At 74.2% G+C, this 14,802-nt stretch carries 11 protein-coding genes and 1 riboswitch; of the genes, 2 read left to right on the top strand and 9 right to left on the bottom strand.

Translation table 11 applies throughout. The annotated features are described in order from the left end of the window. Positions 1–65 precede the first annotated feature (65 nt). Positions 66–917 carry a ZIP family metal transporter gene (locus IE239_RS35095; RefSeq protein ID WP_190153529.1) on the top strand — a complete coding sequence of 284 codons (852 nt, stop codon included), beginning with the start codon at positions 66–68 and terminating at the stop codon, positions 915–917. A gap of 17 nt (positions 918–934) precedes the next feature. On the opposite strand, the gene cobI is transcribed toward IE239_RS35095, so the two are convergent. The 9 genes from cobI to IE239_RS35050 form a co-directional block, all read right to left on the bottom strand. Then, on the bottom strand, positions 935–1,666 hold the full coding sequence (gene cobI, locus IE239_RS35090) for a precorrin-2 C(20)-methyltransferase (RefSeq protein WP_190153528.1): 732 nt from the start codon (positions 1,664–1,666) through the stop codon (positions 935–937). After that, positions 1,663–3,075: a cobyrinic acid a,c-diamide synthase CobB gene (locus IE239_RS35085; protein ID WP_373308191.1), complete on the bottom strand. Its 1,413-nt coding sequence runs from the start codon at positions 3,073–3,075 to the stop codon at positions 1,663–1,665. The genes cobI and IE239_RS35085 overlap by 4 nt, the downstream gene beginning before the upstream one ends. A 4-nt stretch (positions 3,076–3,079) precedes the next feature. Beyond that, the gene (gene cobO, locus IE239_RS35080) at positions 3,080–3,688 is read right to left on the bottom strand and encodes a cob(I)yrinic acid a,c-diamide adenosyltransferase (protein ID WP_190153527.1); all 609 of its coding nucleotides are present in this window, start codon (positions 3,686–3,688) and stop codon (positions 3,080–3,082) included. After that, positions 3,688–5,730, bottom strand: coding sequence for a putative cobaltochelatase (locus tag IE239_RS35075; protein ID WP_190153526.1), 2,043 nt, complete (start codon positions 5,728–5,730; stop codon positions 3,688–3,690). The genes cobO and IE239_RS35075 overlap by 1 nt, the downstream gene beginning before the upstream one ends. Further along, positions 5,727–9,437 (bottom strand): cobaltochelatase subunit CobN, encoded by a 3,711-nt coding sequence (cobN, locus tag IE239_RS35070; RefSeq protein ID WP_190153525.1) that lies wholly within the window; start codon positions 9,435–9,437, stop codon positions 5,727–5,729. The genes IE239_RS35075 and cobN overlap by 4 nt, the downstream gene beginning before the upstream one ends. After that, entirely contained in the window at positions 9,434–10,966 is a 1,533-nt protein-coding gene (locus tag IE239_RS35065; RefSeq protein ID WP_190153524.1) for a cobyric acid synthase, read from the bottom strand. Before IE239_RS35065 ends, cobN begins: the two co-directional genes overlap by 4 nt. Beyond that, positions 10,963–11,928 carry a cobalamin biosynthesis protein gene (locus IE239_RS35060; protein WP_190153523.1) on the bottom strand — a complete coding sequence of 322 codons (966 nt, stop codon included), beginning with the start codon at positions 11,926–11,928 and terminating at the stop codon, positions 10,963–10,965. The genes IE239_RS35065 and IE239_RS35060 overlap by 4 nt, the downstream gene beginning before the upstream one ends. 117 nt (positions 11,929–12,045) lie before the next feature. After that, a riboswitch (cobalamin riboswitch) is annotated at positions 12,046–12,187 on the bottom strand. Positions 12,188–12,316: 129 nt separating this feature from the next. Further along, the gene (locus IE239_RS35055) at positions 12,317–12,538 is read right to left on the bottom strand and encodes a hypothetical protein (RefSeq protein WP_190153522.1); all 222 of its coding nucleotides are present in this window, start codon (positions 12,536–12,538) and stop codon (positions 12,317–12,319) included. A 34-nt stretch (positions 12,539–12,572) separates the two neighbouring features. After that, entirely contained in the window at positions 12,573–13,817 is a 1,245-nt protein-coding gene (locus IE239_RS35050; protein ID WP_190153521.1) for an inorganic phosphate transporter, read from the bottom strand. A gap of 192 nt (positions 13,818–14,009) precedes the next feature. On the opposite strand from IE239_RS35050, the gene IE239_RS35045 reads away from it, so the two are divergent. After that, the gene (locus tag IE239_RS35045; RefSeq protein ID WP_190153520.1) at positions 14,010–14,741 is read left to right on the top strand and encodes a class II aldolase/adducin family protein; all 732 of its coding nucleotides are present in this window, start codon (positions 14,010–14,012) and stop codon (positions 14,739–14,741) included. Positions 14,742–14,802 lie beyond the last annotated feature (61 nt).

The raw sequence follows: 14,802 nt of genomic DNA, 5'->3' as shown, positions 1-14,802 counted from the left end.
TTTTACCGGTGTCGGCGGGCGGCGCGGATGTGCGCGATCGTGGGTCGATCGGATAGCAAGGGCGTATGGCCGTCTTCGTCGCGCTCGGCGCGTTCCTCATGACGCTCGCCGGCGGCTGGACGGCACAACGCGTGACCGACCGCCGTCACCTGGTGCTGGGGCTGGCCGGCGGCCTGATGCTGGGCGTGGTCGGCCTGGACCTGCTGCCGGAGGCCCTCGGCGCGGCCGGCACGCCGGTGTTCGGCGTCCCGGCCGCGCTGCTGCTGTTCGTCGCGGGCTTCCTGCTGGCCCATGTGGTGGAACGGCTGCTGGCCGTCCGCCAGGCCGCGCACGGCGCCGAGGAGCACGTCCGCACCCCGGCGCCGCGCGAGCACCCCGGCCACGGACCCCACGCCGGACGAGGCCCCGACGGCCCGGCACACGACGGCCCGGCCGGCCATGACGCGGCCCTCCACGGCGCGGCCCCCGGCGGCGGCAGGGCGCCGGAGGTCGGTCTGACGGCGGCCGCGGCGATGGTCTTCCACAGCGCCATGGACGGCGTGGCGATCGGCGCGGCCTTCCAGGTGGACGGCGGCATGGGAATCGCCGTGGCCCTGGCGGTCATCGCCCACGACTTCGCGGACGGCTTCAACACCTACACGATCACCAGCCTGTACGGGAACGCCCGGCGCAAGGCCCTGGCCATGCTGTTCGCGGACGCGGCCGCGCCGGTCCTGGGCGCGGCCTCGACGACCTTCGTCACCATCCCGGAGCAGCTGCTCGGCGGCTACCTGGGCTTCTTCGGCGGCGCGCTGCTCTACCTGGCGGCCGCCGAGATCCTCCCCGAGGCCCACCACGAACACCCCGCCCGCTCGACCGTGCTGTGCACGATCGCGGGCGCGGCCTTCATCTGGCTGGTGGTGGGCCTGGCCGCGTGACCCGGACGCGGGCGCGCTCACAGCTTGCCGCCCCGGCCGTTCCCGCGCCGCGCGGGCGCGATCAGCGTGGAGAGGTACGGCAGCGGCTCGCCGTCCAGCTCCTCGGCGGCCCGGATCGTCTCCTGCGCCAGCCCGAGCGCCGAGCCCCACACCGCGTCCTGGATCCGCCCGGTCTCCCGCAGCGCCTCGACGACCTCGGCGGCCTGCCGCCCGAACTTGTAGGCGACGACGGTCCCCGGACCGGCGAGCGCGTCCTTGAGGACAGCCGATCCGGCGGTCACCGGCACCAGCGTCAGCGGCTCGGTGCCCTCGGTCAGCACCGCGCCGGACCGCGCGGCGAGATCCTGCATGGCGGTGATTCCGGGGACGGTCTCGATCGCCAGGCCCGGCACCGACTCGGCCACGGTCTGCGCGAGATAGGTGAACGTGGAGTACACGTTGGGATCGCCGATGGTCGCGAAGGCGACCGACCCGTGCTGCCGCAGCAGCTCGGCGACCCGCTCCCCGGCGGCGTCCCAGGCGGCCTCCCGGCGGGCCCGGTCGGTCCGCTCGTTGAGCGCGAAGACGACCCGGACGACCTTGTCCAGCGGCACGTAGTGCAGCACCGTGGCCTCGGCCCGGCCCTGCTCACCGCCGTCCATCACGGGCACGACGACGACCTCGGCGGCCCGCAGCGCGTTGACCCCCTTGACGGTCACCAGCTCCGGATCCCCGGGGCCCACCCCGACTCCGACCAGCCTGCTGCTCATGACGTCCGGCACCTCTCGACGAACCGACGGGCCGCACCGGGCTCGGCCGCCCAGTGCGTGTGCAGATAACTCGCGTGCACGCCGTGCTGTACGAAGCCCTCGACCCGCCGCTCGGGCGCACGCACCCCCCACGCCGGGGCCGCCCCCGCTCCCGGCTCGACGACCGTCCGGTGGAACTCGTGCCCCCGCATCCGCGTACCGGCGGGCGCGAGCACACTGTCGCTCACGGCGACGGCGTCGCGGTAGCCGAGGGTCAGCCGTGCGGACATCCGGGCCCGCGCGTCGAGCACCCCGCACATCGGGAGCCCGTCGAGTTCACGGCACAGATACAGCAGCCCCGCACACTCGGCGGCGACCGGCGTCCCGGACTCCGCCAGCGCGGTGACGGCCTTGCGCAACTCCTCGTTGGCGGACAGTTCGGCGGCGTACACCTCCGGGAACCCGCCGCCGATCACCAGCCCGTCCGTCCCGTCGGGCAGTCGTCGGTCGCGCAGGGGATCGAAGACGACGACCTCGGCCCCGGCGGCGTCGAGCAGCTCCGCGTGCTCGGCGTAGGAGAAGGTGAACGCCGCACCACCGGCCACGGCGACGACCGGACGGGACCGGGACGCCGGGGCGGCGGCCCCCGAGGCCGCGGCGGGAAGGGGCGGCGGGGCCGAGGAGAGCGCCTCCGCCGGGTCCCACGCCGCGCAGGACAGCGCCCCGGCGCCCCGCGCCAGCGCGAGCAGCGCCTCGAGATCGCACCCGCGCGCGACCTGAGCGGCCATCGCGGCGACCGCCTCGACCGCCTCGGCACGCCGTTCGGCGACCGGAACCAGCCCGAGGTGCCGCGAGGGGGTGTCCACCTGCGGAGTCCGCCGCAGCGCCCCCAGCACCGGCGTCCCCGTCGACTCCAGCGCCTCCCGCAACAGCTCCTCGTGCCGGTCCGAGGCGACCTTGTTGAGGATCACGCCCCCGATCCGCACCTGCGGGTCCCAGGACGCGAACCCGTGCACCAGCGCCGCCACCGACCGCGACTGCGACGACGCGTCGACGACCAGCACCACCGGGGCCCGCAGCAGCTTCGCCACCTGGGCGGTGGACGCCAGCTCCCCCTCCCCGGCGGCTCCGTCGTACAGCCCCATCACGCCCTCGACGACGGCGACGTCACAGCCGCGCGCCCCGTGCAGGAACAGTGGGGCGACCAGCTCCGGCCCGCACAGATACGCGTCGAGATTGCGCCCTGCCCGCCCGGCGGCGAGCGCGTGGTACCCGGGGTCGATGTAGTCCGGCCCGACCTTGTGCGGGGACACCGCGAGCCCACGGGCGGCGAACGCGGCCATCAGCCCCGTGGCGACGGTGGTCTTGCCGCTGCCCGAGCAGGGCGCGGCGACGACCAGCCGGGGGACGCGGGAGGGGGCGGTCAGCACGGCGTCACCACTCGATGCCCCGCTGGCCCTTCTGGCCCGCGTCCATCGGATGCTTGACCTTGGACATGTCGGTCACGAGGTCGGCGAAGCCGACGAGCTTCTCGGGCGCGTTGCGACCCGTGATCACGACGTGCTGCGTGCCCGGACGCCCGCGCAGCACGTCGACGACCTCGTCGGTGTCGATCCAGCCCCAGTGCATCGGGTACGCGAACTCGTCGAGCACGTACAGCTTGTACGTCTCGGCGGCGAGGTCCCGCTTGACCTGCTCCCAGCCCTCGCGGGCCTTCTCCTCGTTGGTCGCGTTGTCACCCTGGAGGTCGCGCTGGACCCAGGACCAGCCCTCGCCCATCTTGTGCCAGTCGACGGTGCCGCCCTCGCCGGACGCCCCCAGCACGCGCAGCGCGTTCTCCTCGCCGACCTTCCACTTCGCGGACTTGACGAACTGGAACACCCCGATCGGCCACCCCTGGTTCCAGGCCCGCAGAGCGAGCCCGAACGCGGCGGTCGACTTGCCCTTGCCGACGCCGGTGTGCACGACCACGAGCGGCCGGTTGCGGCGCTGGCGGGTCGTCAGTCCGTCGTCCGGCACGACACTCGGCTGTCCCTGCGGCATTACGCGGCCCTCCTCGAAGTCCCCTGCACATCCCTGACCAGTCCCGCGACGGAGTCCGCCCGCAACTCCTCCAGCGTCACGGCGGCGCCGCCCAGCTCACCGGCCAACTGCCCCGCGAGCCCCAGCCGCACGGGCCCTGACTCGCAGTCCACGACCACGCAGGCGACGCCGTCGGCCGCGAACAGCCGCGCCGCCCGCCCGGCGAGGGCGACGGGCTCCGGACCGCCGGTGGCCCGTCCGTCGGTGACGACCACGACCAGCGCCCGGCGCGCCGGATCCCGCAGCCGCTCCACCCGCAGCACGTCGTGCGCCTTCAGCAGCCCGGCGGCCAGCGGCGTCCGCCCGCCCGTGGGCAGCGACTCCAGCCGCACGGCCGCGGCGTCCACCGACGAGGTGGGCGGCAGCGCGAGTTCCGCACCGGCCCCCCGGAACGTCACGAGCCCCACCTTGTCCCGCCGCTGGTACGCGTCGAGGAGCAGCGACAGCACGGCGCCCTTCACCGCGCTCATCCGCTGCCGTGCGGCCATCGACCCGGAGGCGTCGACCACGAACAGCACGAGGTTGCCCTCGCGCCCCTCCCGGGTCGCCTGCCGCAGATCGTCCCGCCGCACCACCAGGCCCGGCCCGGAGCGCCCGCGCACCCGCTGGTGCGGTGCGGCCGCCTGCACGGTCGCCGCCAGATGCAGTTTGGTCAGGGCGCCCCGGGGGCGGCGCGCGCCCGTGGTGCGCCCGTGCTCGGTCCGGGCCCGTGACCGCCGCCCGGCGGCCCCCTCGCCGATCCCCGGCACACTCAGCACCTTGGTGCGAAACGGCTCGGCGGCCCGTGCGGCGGACCGCTCGGAGGCTCCCGCCGGCCGTGGCCCGCCGTCCTGTCCGGCCTCGGGCCGGGCGCCCGGGTCGCCGCCGTCCGGACCGGCGTCGGGCGCGGGCCGGCCGCCCCCGCCGCCCCCGTCGGGTCCGTCGTCTTCGGGTCCCTCGTCGCCCAGGCCGTCGTCACCGCGGTCGTCGTCGCCGGGGCCGGTGTCGCCGGGGCCGCCGAACTCCTCCAGCGTCTCGTCGAGCTTGTCCTCGTCGAGCCCCGGCGCGTCGAAGGGGTTGCGGCGCCGCCGGTGCGGCAGCGCCAGCAGCGCGGCCTGCCGGACGTCCTCCGCGAGGACGTCCGTGCGCCCGGCCCAGGCGGCCAGCGCGGTGGCCGTGCGCGCCATGACGATGTCCGCCCGCATGCCGTCCACCTCGAACGCGGCGCAGGTCGCCGCGATCTGCCGCAGCGCCCCGTCGCCCAGCCGCACCGACGGCAGCAGCGCCCGCGCGGCCACGATCCGGGCGCGCACGGCGGCCTCCTCGTCCGCCCACCGCTCGGCGAAGGCGGCCGGATCGTCGTCGTGGGCGAGCCTGCGCCGGACGACCTCCACCCGCTGGTCGGGCTCGCGCGAGGCGGCCACCTCCACCGTCAGCCCGAACCGGTCGAGCAACTGCGGCCGCAGCTCGCCCTCTTCGGGGTTCATCGTGCCCACGAGCAGGAACCGCGCGGCATGGCGCACGGAGACGCCCTCGCGCTCCACGTACGAGGCGCCCATCGCGGCCGCGTCGAGGAGCAGGTCGACCAGATGGTCGTGCAGGAGGTTGACCTCGTCGACGTAGAGGATCCCGCGGTGCGCGTCGGCGAGGAGCCCCGGCTCGAAGGCCTTGACGCCCTCGGCGAGCGCCCGCTCGATGTCGAGGGCACCCACCAGCCGGTCCTCGGACGCGCCGACCGGCAGTTCGACCATGCGCGCGGGCCGCGTCTCGTACGCCCCGGGCTCGTGCGGACCGTCCGGGCAGGCCGGGTCGGGGGAGCCGGGGTCGCACGAGAACCGGCAGCCGGCGACCACGTCCAGCGCGGGCATCAGCGCCGAGAGGGCGCGCACGGCCGTCGACTTGGCGGTGCCCTTCTCGCCGCGGACCAGCACGCCGCCCACCTTCGGCGACACGGCGTTCAGCAGCAGCGCGAGCCGCAGGTCGTCCTGGCCGACCACGGCCGTGAACGGGAAAGGAGTGCTCACTTCTGGTCGTCCTCCAGATCGCCTTCCAGCTCCAGATAGGTGGCGCGCAGCCGCTCGATCGTGCCGGCGTCCGGCTCCGCCCACAGACCCCGGTCGGCGGCCTCGAGCAGCCGTTCCGTGATCCCCCTCAGCGCCCACGGGTTGGACTTCTTCATGAAGTCGCGGTTGTCCGCGTCGAACACGTACTCCGCGCTGAGCTTCTCGTACATCCAGTCGTCGACGACCCCCGCGGTGGCGTCGTAACCGAAGAGGTAGTCGACGGTCGCCGCCATCTCGAAGGCGCCCTTGTAGCCGTGCCGCCGCATGGCCGCCATCCAGCGCGGGTTGACCACCCGGGCCCGGAACACGCGGTGCGTCTCCTCGCCCAGCGTGCGGGTCCTCACCTGGTCCGGCGTCGCGGAGTCGCCCACGTACGCCTCGGGGCTGGCGCCCGTCAGATGCCGCACCATGGCGACCATGCCGCCGTGGTACTGGAAGTAGTCGTCGGCGTCGACGAGGTCGTGCTCGCGGGTGTCCACGTTCTTCGCGGCGACGGCGATCCGCCGGAACGCCGTCTCCATGTCCCCGCGCGCCGCCCGCCCGTCGAGCCCGCGCCCGTAGGCGTACCCGCCCCAGACGGCGTACACCTCGGCGAGGTCGGCGTCGGAGCGCCAGTTGCGGGCGTCGATCAGCGGCAGCAGACCGGCCCCGTACGCCCCCGGCTTGGAGCCGAAGATCCGGGCGCTCGCGCGCCGCCGGTCGCCGTGCGCGGCCGTGTCCTCGTCGACGTGCGCGCGCACGAAGTTCGACTCCGCGCTCTCGTCCAGCTCGGCCACCGCCCGCACCGCGTCGTCGATCAGCCCGACCACGTGCGGGAACGCGTCCCGGAAGAAGCCGGAGATACGGACGGTGACGTCGATGCGCGGCCGGCCGAGCTCCTCCAGGGAGACGATCTCGAAGCCCGTGACCCGACGTGAGGCGTCGTCCCAGACCGGTCGGCAGCCCAGCAGCGCCAGGATCTCGGCGATGTCGTCGCCCTGGGTGCGCATCGCGGAGGTGCCCCAGACCGTCAGGCCGACCGACTTCGGGTACGCGCCCGTGTCCTGGAGGTACCGCTGCACCAAGGAGTCCGCGAGAGCCTGCCCGACGTCCCAACTCAGCCTGGAGGGAATGGCCTTGGGGTCGACCGAGTAGAAGTTGCGGCCGGTCGGCAGGACGTTGACCAGCCCGCGGGTGGGGGAGCCCGAGGGGCCGGCCGGGACGTAACCGCCGTCCAGCGCCTTGAGGATGTGCCCGATCTCGTCCGTGGTCCGGGCGAGCCTCGGCACCAGCTCACGGCACGCGAACTCCAGCACCGCCACGGCGTCCGGCAGTTCGGCGCCGACGACGTCGCGCACCAGCGGACCGCACTCGACGACCGCCCAGTCCCGCGCCTCCATGCCCTCCGCGACGCGCCGGCACAGCTGCTCCAGCAGGTCGATCGCGTCGGCCGCGGACCGCGACGGCCCCTCGACCAGGTCCGTCAGCTCCACCGGCGCCTTCACCGGCGCGCCCGGCTCGGCCAGCAACTCCTTCTCGTCGAGCCCGAAATGGGCCGCGAACGACGACCTCAGCCCCGGCAGCGCGTTGGCCTGCCCGCCCCACACCTGCGAGGCGCGCAGCACGGCCAGCACCAGGTTCACCCGCGGCTCGCCGACCGGGCCGCCGCCCAGGATGTGCAGCCCGTCGCGGATCTGCACGTCCTTGATCTCGCACAGATAGCCGTCGATGTGCATGACGAACTCGTCGAAGGCGTCGTCGTCGGGCTGGTCGTCGACGTGCAGGTCGTGGTGGAGCTCGGCCGCCTTGACCAGCGTCCAGATCTGCGCGCGCACCGCCGGCGCCTTCGTCGGGTCGAGGTCGGAGACGAGCGCGTACTCGTCGAGCAGCTGCTCCAGCTTCGCCAGATCGCCGTAGGTGTCCGCCCGCGCCATCGGCGGGACGAGATGGTCGACGACGGTGGCGTGCCCGCGCCGCTTGGCCTGGGTGCCCTCGCCCGGGTCGTTGACGATGAACGGATAGACCAGCGGCAGCTCGCCGAGGACGGCGTCCGGCGCGCAGCCGCCGCTCAGTCCGAGCCCCTTGCCCGGCAGCCACTCCATCGTGCCGTGCTTGCCCATGTGCACGATCGCGTCGGCGCCGAAACTGTTCTCCAGCCACCGGTACGCGGCCATGTAGTGGTGCGAGGGCGGCATGTCGGGGTCGTGGTAGATCGCGATCGGGTTCTCGCCGAAGCCGCGCGGCGGCTGGATCATCACGACGACGTTGCCGAACTGCAGGCAGGCCAGCACGACGTCGTCGCCGTCGACGTACAGGGAGCCCGGCGGCTCGCCCCACGCCTGGAGAATGCCCTCCCTGAGCTGCGGGTCCAGCCGGTCGAACCAGGCCCGGTAGTCGGCCAGCGGCACCCGCGCGGGCGCGGCGGCGAGCTGGTCCTCGGTGAGCCATTCGACGTCGTGGCCGCCGGCGTCGATGAGCCGGTGGATCAGCTCGTCGCCGTCGTCGGGGTGCCCCTCGACCACGTAGCCCGCGTCCCGCAGGGCGTCCAGCACCCGTACGGCCGAGGCGGGCGTGTCCAGGCCGACGGCGTTGCCGACCCGCGAGTGCTTGGTGGGGTAGGCGGTGAAGACCAGCGCGAGCTTCTTCTCGGCGTTCGGCTTGTGCCGCAACCGGGCGTGCCGGACGGCGATCCCGGCGACCCGCGCGGCCCGCTCGGGGTCGGCGACGTACACCGGGACGTCGTCGGGCCCCTGCTCCTTGAACGAGAAGGGGACGGTGACGAGCCGCCCGTCGAACTCCGGGATCGCCACCTGCATCGCCGCGTCCATGGGGGAGAGGGCCGCGTCGGACGCCTCCCAGGCCGCGCGCGACGAGGTCAGGCACAGGCCCTGCAGCACAGGCACGTCGAGTTCGGCGAGCGCTCCGACGTCCCAGGCCTCCTCGCCCGCCCGTCTCCCGCCACCACCCTCAACGGGGGTGCTTCGCACCACTGGATCGATTCCGCCCGCCGACGCCTGCGAGGCGTGCGCGCCCCCGGCGGCCAGGACGGTGGCGACGAGGACGTCGCAGCGGCCGAGGATCTCGTACAGGCCGGCGTCCGCCCCGCGCAGCGAACCGCAGTACACGGGAAGGGCGTTCGCCCCCCGCGCCTCGACCGCCTCGCACAGGGTGTCCACGAAGGCGGTGTTCCCGCTCAGTTCGTGGGCCCGGTAGAACAGCACGCCCACGGTCGGCCGGCCCTCGGCGAACGCCCGCTCGCCGTGGACGCCGTACTCGGGCATCCGCTGCGGCTCGACGAACCCCTCGCCGGTCAGCAGCACGGTGTCGGAGAGGAACCGCGCCAGCTCCGCGAGGTTGGCGGGGCCGCCCTCGACGAGATACCGCAGGGCCTCCGCCACCACGCCGGCCGGCGCCGACGACGCGGCCATCAGCTCGGCGTCCGGCACGCTCTCCCCGCCCAGCAGCACGGTCGGGACGCCGGACGCCCGCAGCGCATCGAGCCCGTCCTCCCAGGCGCGCTTCCCGCCGAGCAGCCGTACGACGGCGACGTCCGCGCCGTCGAGGAGCGCGGGCAGCTCCTGCGCGACGTCGACGCGGGTCGGGTTGCCGATCCGGTAGTCGACGCCGGTGGCGGCCCGGGCCGCCAGCAGATCGGTGTCGGCGGTCGACAACAACAACACTGTGCTCATGCGGGCGCTCCCGGTGGAATGAAAGGCAGTCCTTGCGGCGCGCCCGACTCGATGAGCCGCCGGAGCGCGTCGGTGTCCGCGTGCTGTTCGATCAGGTCGCCGAGCCGGTCGAGCTGCTCCTCGCGCAGCCCGGCGAAGGAGGTGTCGGGGGCCGGTGTGAACCGGCGGCCCGCGGCGGCCGCCACCTCGCGCAGGAACGCCCGCCGGAACCCGTCCGACTCCAGCGAGCCGTGCCAGTGCGTGCCCCAGGTCTGTCCCACCCGGCAGCCGTCCAGGGCACGTCCCTCGCCGTCGGAGATGAACGTCTCGCCCCCCGTGACGTCGGCGACGCCGTGATGGATCTCGTACCCCTCGACCGGCTCGCCGAGGGCTTCCCCGACCGGCCGGGTGAGGGTCTTCTCACGGGCGAAGCGCACCCGGACGGGAAGGATCCCGAGCCCGTCGACCTGTCCCCGCCGGCTCTCGACGTCGTCCTCGATGCGCTCGCCGAGGATCTGGAAGCCGCCGCAGACGCCGAGGACGGGCCGTCCCTCGGCGGCCCGCCGCGACAGGGCGTCGGCCAGGCCGCGTTCGCGCAGCCACTCCAGCGCCCGCACGGTGCCCCGGGTCCCCGGGATCACCACCAGGTCGGCGTCGGCCAGCTCCTCGGGCCGGTCCACGAACCGCACGACCACGCCGGGTTCGGCGGCCAGCGCGTCCACGTCCGTGAAGTTCGACATCAGCGGGACCGCGCAGACGGCGACCCGCAGCACGTCCTCCCCGACGGGCGGGGCGGTGTTCGACTCCCGCACGGTTCCCCGCAGCGACACTCTCAGGCCGTCCTCCTCGTCGATGCCGAGACCGTGCCGGAACGGCAGCACGCCGTAGGCGCGCCGCCCGGTGAGCCCGTGCAGCATGTCCAGGCCCGGCTCCAGCAGGGAGACGTCCCCGCGGAACTTGTTCACGAGGAACCCGGCGATCAGCGCCTGGTCCTCGGGAGACAGCAGCGCGACGGTCCCGAAGAACGAGGCGAAGACGCCGCCGCGGTCGATGTCCCCCACGATCAGCACGGGCAGCCCGGCATTGCGGGCGATCCCCATGTTGACGATGTCCGTCCGCCGCAGATTGATCTCGGCCGGACTGCCTGCCCCCTCACAGATCACCGCGTCATACGTGCCCCGCAACTCGGCGAGACAGTCGAGAACGGTCCCGAGGAGCTTCTGCTGCCGCCCGCCGTGGTACCCGCGGGCGCTCAGCTCGCCCACCGGCTTGCCCAGCAGGACCACCTGACTGCTCTGCTCCCCGCCGGGCTTGAGCAGCACGGGATTCATCAGCGCCGTCGGCTCGATCCGGCAGGCCTGCGCCTGCATGGCCTGCGCCCGCCCGATCTCCGCGCCCTCGCGCGTGACGAACGAGTTCAGGGACATGTTCTGCGCCTTGAACGGCGCGACCCTCACCCCCTGCCGGACCAGCCACCGGCAGATCCCCGCCGTGACGACGCTCTTGCCGGCGTCGGAGGTGGTGCCGGCGACCAGGAGACCCCCGCTCATGACGTACGCCCCTTCCGCGCGTCGAGCGCCTTTGTCACGACGAAGCGCGCGGCGACGGTGACGCCGAGCGCGAGCAGACCGACGCGGCGGGAGAGCCGCGCGGCGCGTTCGATGTCCCCGGCGACGACGGGCCGCCCGGCCGCCCCGTTGAGCACGGGCCGGTGCTCGACCCGGCCGCCGTAGGACAGGGTCCCGCCCAGTCGCACCCCGAGGGCGCCCGCGAAGGACGCCTCCACGGGCCCGGCGTTGGGGCTGGGGTGCCTGCGCCCGTCGGCGCGCCAGGCCCGGACCGCGCCCCGGGGATCGTCGCCGGCCACGGCGGCGAGCACGGCGGTCAGCCGTGCCCCGGGCCATCCGGCGACGTCGTCGAGGCGGGCCGAGGCCCACCCGTAGCGCAGATGGCGCGGCGACCGGTGCCCGACCATGGCGTCGAGGGTGTTGACGGCCCGGAACCCGGCCAGCCCCGGCACACCGGCCACGGCGCCCCACACCAGCGCGCCCACGACGGCGTCGGAGGTGTTCTCGGCGACGGACTCGACCACGGCCCGGGCGATCCCGTCGGCGTCCAGGGCCTGCGGGTCGCGCCCGCACAGACGCGGCAGCCGTTCCCGCGCGGCGTCGACGTCCCCCGCCTCCAGGGCGTGCGCGATGCCCCGGGCCTCGCGCACGAGTGAGGCGCCGCCGACGACCGCCCAGGTGGCGGCGGCGGTGAGGGCGACGGAGGCGGCGGGACGCTCGCGCACGGTCCGCGCGGCGACGGCCGCCACGGCGACGGCGCCGCCCGCGCACACCACGGTGTGCAGGGCGCCCCATCCCCGGTGGTCCCGCCACAGCAGCCGCTCCACGGCGCCCGCGGCCCGGCCGAACGCGGCGACCGGATGCCCCCGGCGGGGGTCGCCGAGAAGCAGGTCGCCGAGAAGGCCGGCGGCGGCGCCGTACGCGTGAACGCGATCGGCACCCATCGGCTCAGCCGGCCGTGCGGGCGGGAGACGGCCTGGGGGCGACGCGCGAGGCGCTCGACGGGCGATCCGGGCAGCCGAACATGGCTATGTGTCCTCACTCAGGGTGTCCACGCCCTGGTTCGACGAGACCGCGGCGAGAGTTCCTGGCTCCCGGGGCTCACTACCCCGGTGACAGTGGCGGGACCGCGCCGGATTCACACCGGCTTCCTCTTCTGCCGCCGTACATGGCCCGGGCAGTCCACCACGGGCCCGGAAGGGCCGTCAACTCACTGTTGACCTGCGAGGGGAGAGTGTGCAGAACCCCACACGCGGGTGATCGGCGGGGTCACACGCGAAGGGGTGCGGGACGGTGACCCGTCCCGCACCCCAGGGGTGTCCCGATGACCCGTCAGGCCACGATCAGGGAGATCCCGTACGCCACCGCCGCCGCGCAGGCCGCGAAGCACGCGTACGCGCCCGTCACCGCGAGGCCTGCCGAGCCGCCCTGCGCCGTGGCGCGCTCCTGGCGCGACAGGCCCATGACGCCGAGGGTGAACAGGGCCACGAGGCCCACGGTGACCACGAGGCTGACGCCGAACACGGAGCCCAGGGCTGCCCAGTCGATCTTCATGATGCTTCTCTTCCTTCGTGCCGGAGGCGACGGCTCAGACGGCCGCGGCCGGCGGGGCGGCGGGGGCCACGGGCTCGGGGGCCGGGGAGGCGATGGTCGCGGTCAGATCGTCGACGAGCTGACCGGCCGGGGGCGGGGCGACGACCGCGATCGCCGTCGTGACGACGCCCGCGGGCTCCTCGTGCTCGTTGACGTTCGAGGCGTCGACGACCTCGCGCCGGGAGATCTTCCAGATCGCCGCGCTGGAGGCGATCAGGAAGACGGCGACGACGCCGGTGCCCCAGTCGCCCAGACCGGTCACCGACTCGGCGAGCGCGCCCACCAGGGCGGCCGCCGGCAGGGTCAGGCCCCAGGCGACGAACATACGGGTCGCCGTCGACCAGCGGACCACGCCGCCCTTGCGGCCCAGGCCCGCGCCCATCACCGAACCGGAGACGACGTGCGTGGTGGAGAGGGAGAAGCCCAGGTGGGAGGAGGCCAGGATGGCCGTGGCCGCACTGGTCTGGGCGGAGAAGCCCTGCTGGGGCTCGAGCTCGGTGAGACCCTTGCCCATGGTGCGGATGATGCGCCAGCCGCCGATGTACGTACCGAGCGCGATGGCCAGACCCGCGGAGAGGATGACCCAGGTGGGCGGGTCGGAGTCGGGGGCCACGGCGCCGCCGGCGACCAGGGCGAGGGTGATGATGCCCATCGTCTTCTGCGCGTCGTTGGTGCCGTGAGCGAGGGACACCAGTCCGGCCGAGGCGATCTGTCCGGTGCGGTAGCCCTTCGCCGCGGCCTTTCCGTCCGCCTTCCTGCCCAGGGTGTACGAGAGCCGGGTCGCGAGCATCGCGGCGACGCCCGCCACGATCGGGGCCGCGACCGCCGGGAGCAGGACCTTGGTGACCAGCACGTCGCCGTGCACCGCGCCAGTTCCGGCTGAGGCGATGGTGGCGCCGATCAGACCGCCCATGAGGGCGTGGGAGGAGCTGGAGGGCAGGCCCACCAGCCAGGTCAGCAGGTTCCAGAGGATCGCGCCGACCAGGGCGGCGAAGATGACCTCGGGACGGATGCCGGTCTCGTCGACGAGACCCTTGGAGATCGTGTTGGCGACCTCCACCGAGAGAAAGGCGCCCACAAGGTTCAGCACGGCGGACATGGCCACCGCGACCTTGGGCTTGAGTGCACCGGTCGAGATGGTCGTGGCCATCGCGTTGGCGGTGTCGTGGAAACCGTTCGTGAAATCGAACGCGAGTGCGGTGACGACCACAATCGCGAGAATCAGCGAGAAGCTTTCCATTTACCCAGGCAATCGTTCGAAGTCATTGGTGCGTCGACCGTAGGCAACCTGGGTGAACGGAAGATGAACGCCGGCGGGCATCGCGGTGTCCTTGCGGGGAGTTGACGCTCCGCTCGACGCCCCGCGCCGCCGAGACGTCCGGGACCCGCCGGGGCGTCCCCGTGGGCGGCGGCGTCCTGGCAGGATCGCGGCATGGCTGAGCAGCGGCACGAGCAGACGGACGCCCGGGATCCCGGGGACGGCGGTCAGGGCGCGGAGGGGCGCCGGGGGAGGCGCGCGACACCCGAGGAGGCGCGGGCCTGGGAGGCGCTGGTGGCGACGGCCCGCCGCACGGTGGCCGACGGGCTCGTCGTCGGCACCTCGGGCAACGTCTCCGCACGCGTCGGCGACACCGTGCTGGTCACTCCGTCGGGGGTGCCCTACGACCGGCTCGCCACGGACGACGTCACCGGCGTCGACCTCGCCGGCCGGCAGGTGCTCGGCTCCCTGGTCCCGACCAGCGAACTGCCCATGCACCTGGCCGTATACAGGACCACCGACGCCGCGGCGGTCGTCCACACCCACGCCGTGCACGCCACGGCCGTCTCGACCCTCGTCCCGGAACTGCCCCTCGTCCACTACATGGCGGGCGCGCTCGGCGGCCCCGTCCGGGTCGCCCCCTACGCCACGTACGGCACCGAGGAGCTGGCCGGGAACACGCTCCGGGCGCTCGCCGGCCGCACCGGCTGCCTGCTGCAGAACCACGGCACCCTCACCTACGGCGCCACCCTCGACCAGGCCTACGACCGCACGGCCCAGCTGGAGTGGATGTGCCGGCTGTGGCTGACGGCCTCGTCGGTCCCGGGCCACACCCCCACGCTGCTGACGGAGGACCAACTGGCGCAGGCGGCGCACCGCCTCCGGGACTACGGTCAGCGAGGCTGACCCCCGACCCCCGACCCCCGACCCCCGACCCCCGGCCCCCGGCCCCCGGCCCCCGGCCCCC

The organism is Streptomyces humidus (assembly GCF_014649655.1).
GTDB classification, from domain to species: domain Bacteria; phylum Actinomycetota; class Actinomycetes; order Streptomycetales; family Streptomycetaceae; genus Streptomyces; species Streptomyces humidus.
This window is presented reverse-complemented; position numbering and strand designations above follow the sequence as displayed.

Coding starts and splice junctions, on each gene's coding strand:
- IE239_RS35095 (WP_190153529.1), top strand. CDS start 66: ATGGCCGTCTTCGTCGCGCTCGGCGCGTTCCTCATGACGCTCGCCGGC.
- cobI (WP_190153528.1), bottom strand. CDS start 1,666: ATGAGCAGCAGGCTGGTCGGAGTCGGGGTGGGCCCCGGGGATCCGGAG.
- cobO (WP_190153527.1), bottom strand. CDS start 3,688: ATGCCGCAGGGACAGCCGAGTGTCGTGCCGGACGACGGACTGACGACC.
- cobN (WP_190153525.1), bottom strand. CDS start 9,437: ATGAGCACAGTGTTGTTGTTGTCGACCGCCGACACCGATCTGCTGGCG.
- IE239_RS35065 (WP_190153524.1), bottom strand. CDS start 10,966: ATGAGCGGGGGTCTCCTGGTCGCCGGCACCACCTCCGACGCCGGCAAG.
- IE239_RS35060 (WP_190153523.1), bottom strand. CDS start 11,928: ATGGGTGCCGATCGCGTTCACGCGTACGGCGCCGCCGCCGGCCTTCTC.
- IE239_RS35055 (WP_190153522.1), bottom strand. CDS start 12,538: ATGAAGATCGACTGGGCAGCCCTGGGCTCCGTGTTCGGCGTCAGCCTC.
- IE239_RS35050 (WP_190153521.1), bottom strand. CDS start 13,817: ATGGAAAGCTTCTCGCTGATTCTCGCGATTGTGGTCGTCACCGCACTC.
- IE239_RS35045 (WP_190153520.1), top strand. CDS start 14,010: ATGGCTGAGCAGCGGCACGAGCAGACGGACGCCCGGGATCCCGGGGAC.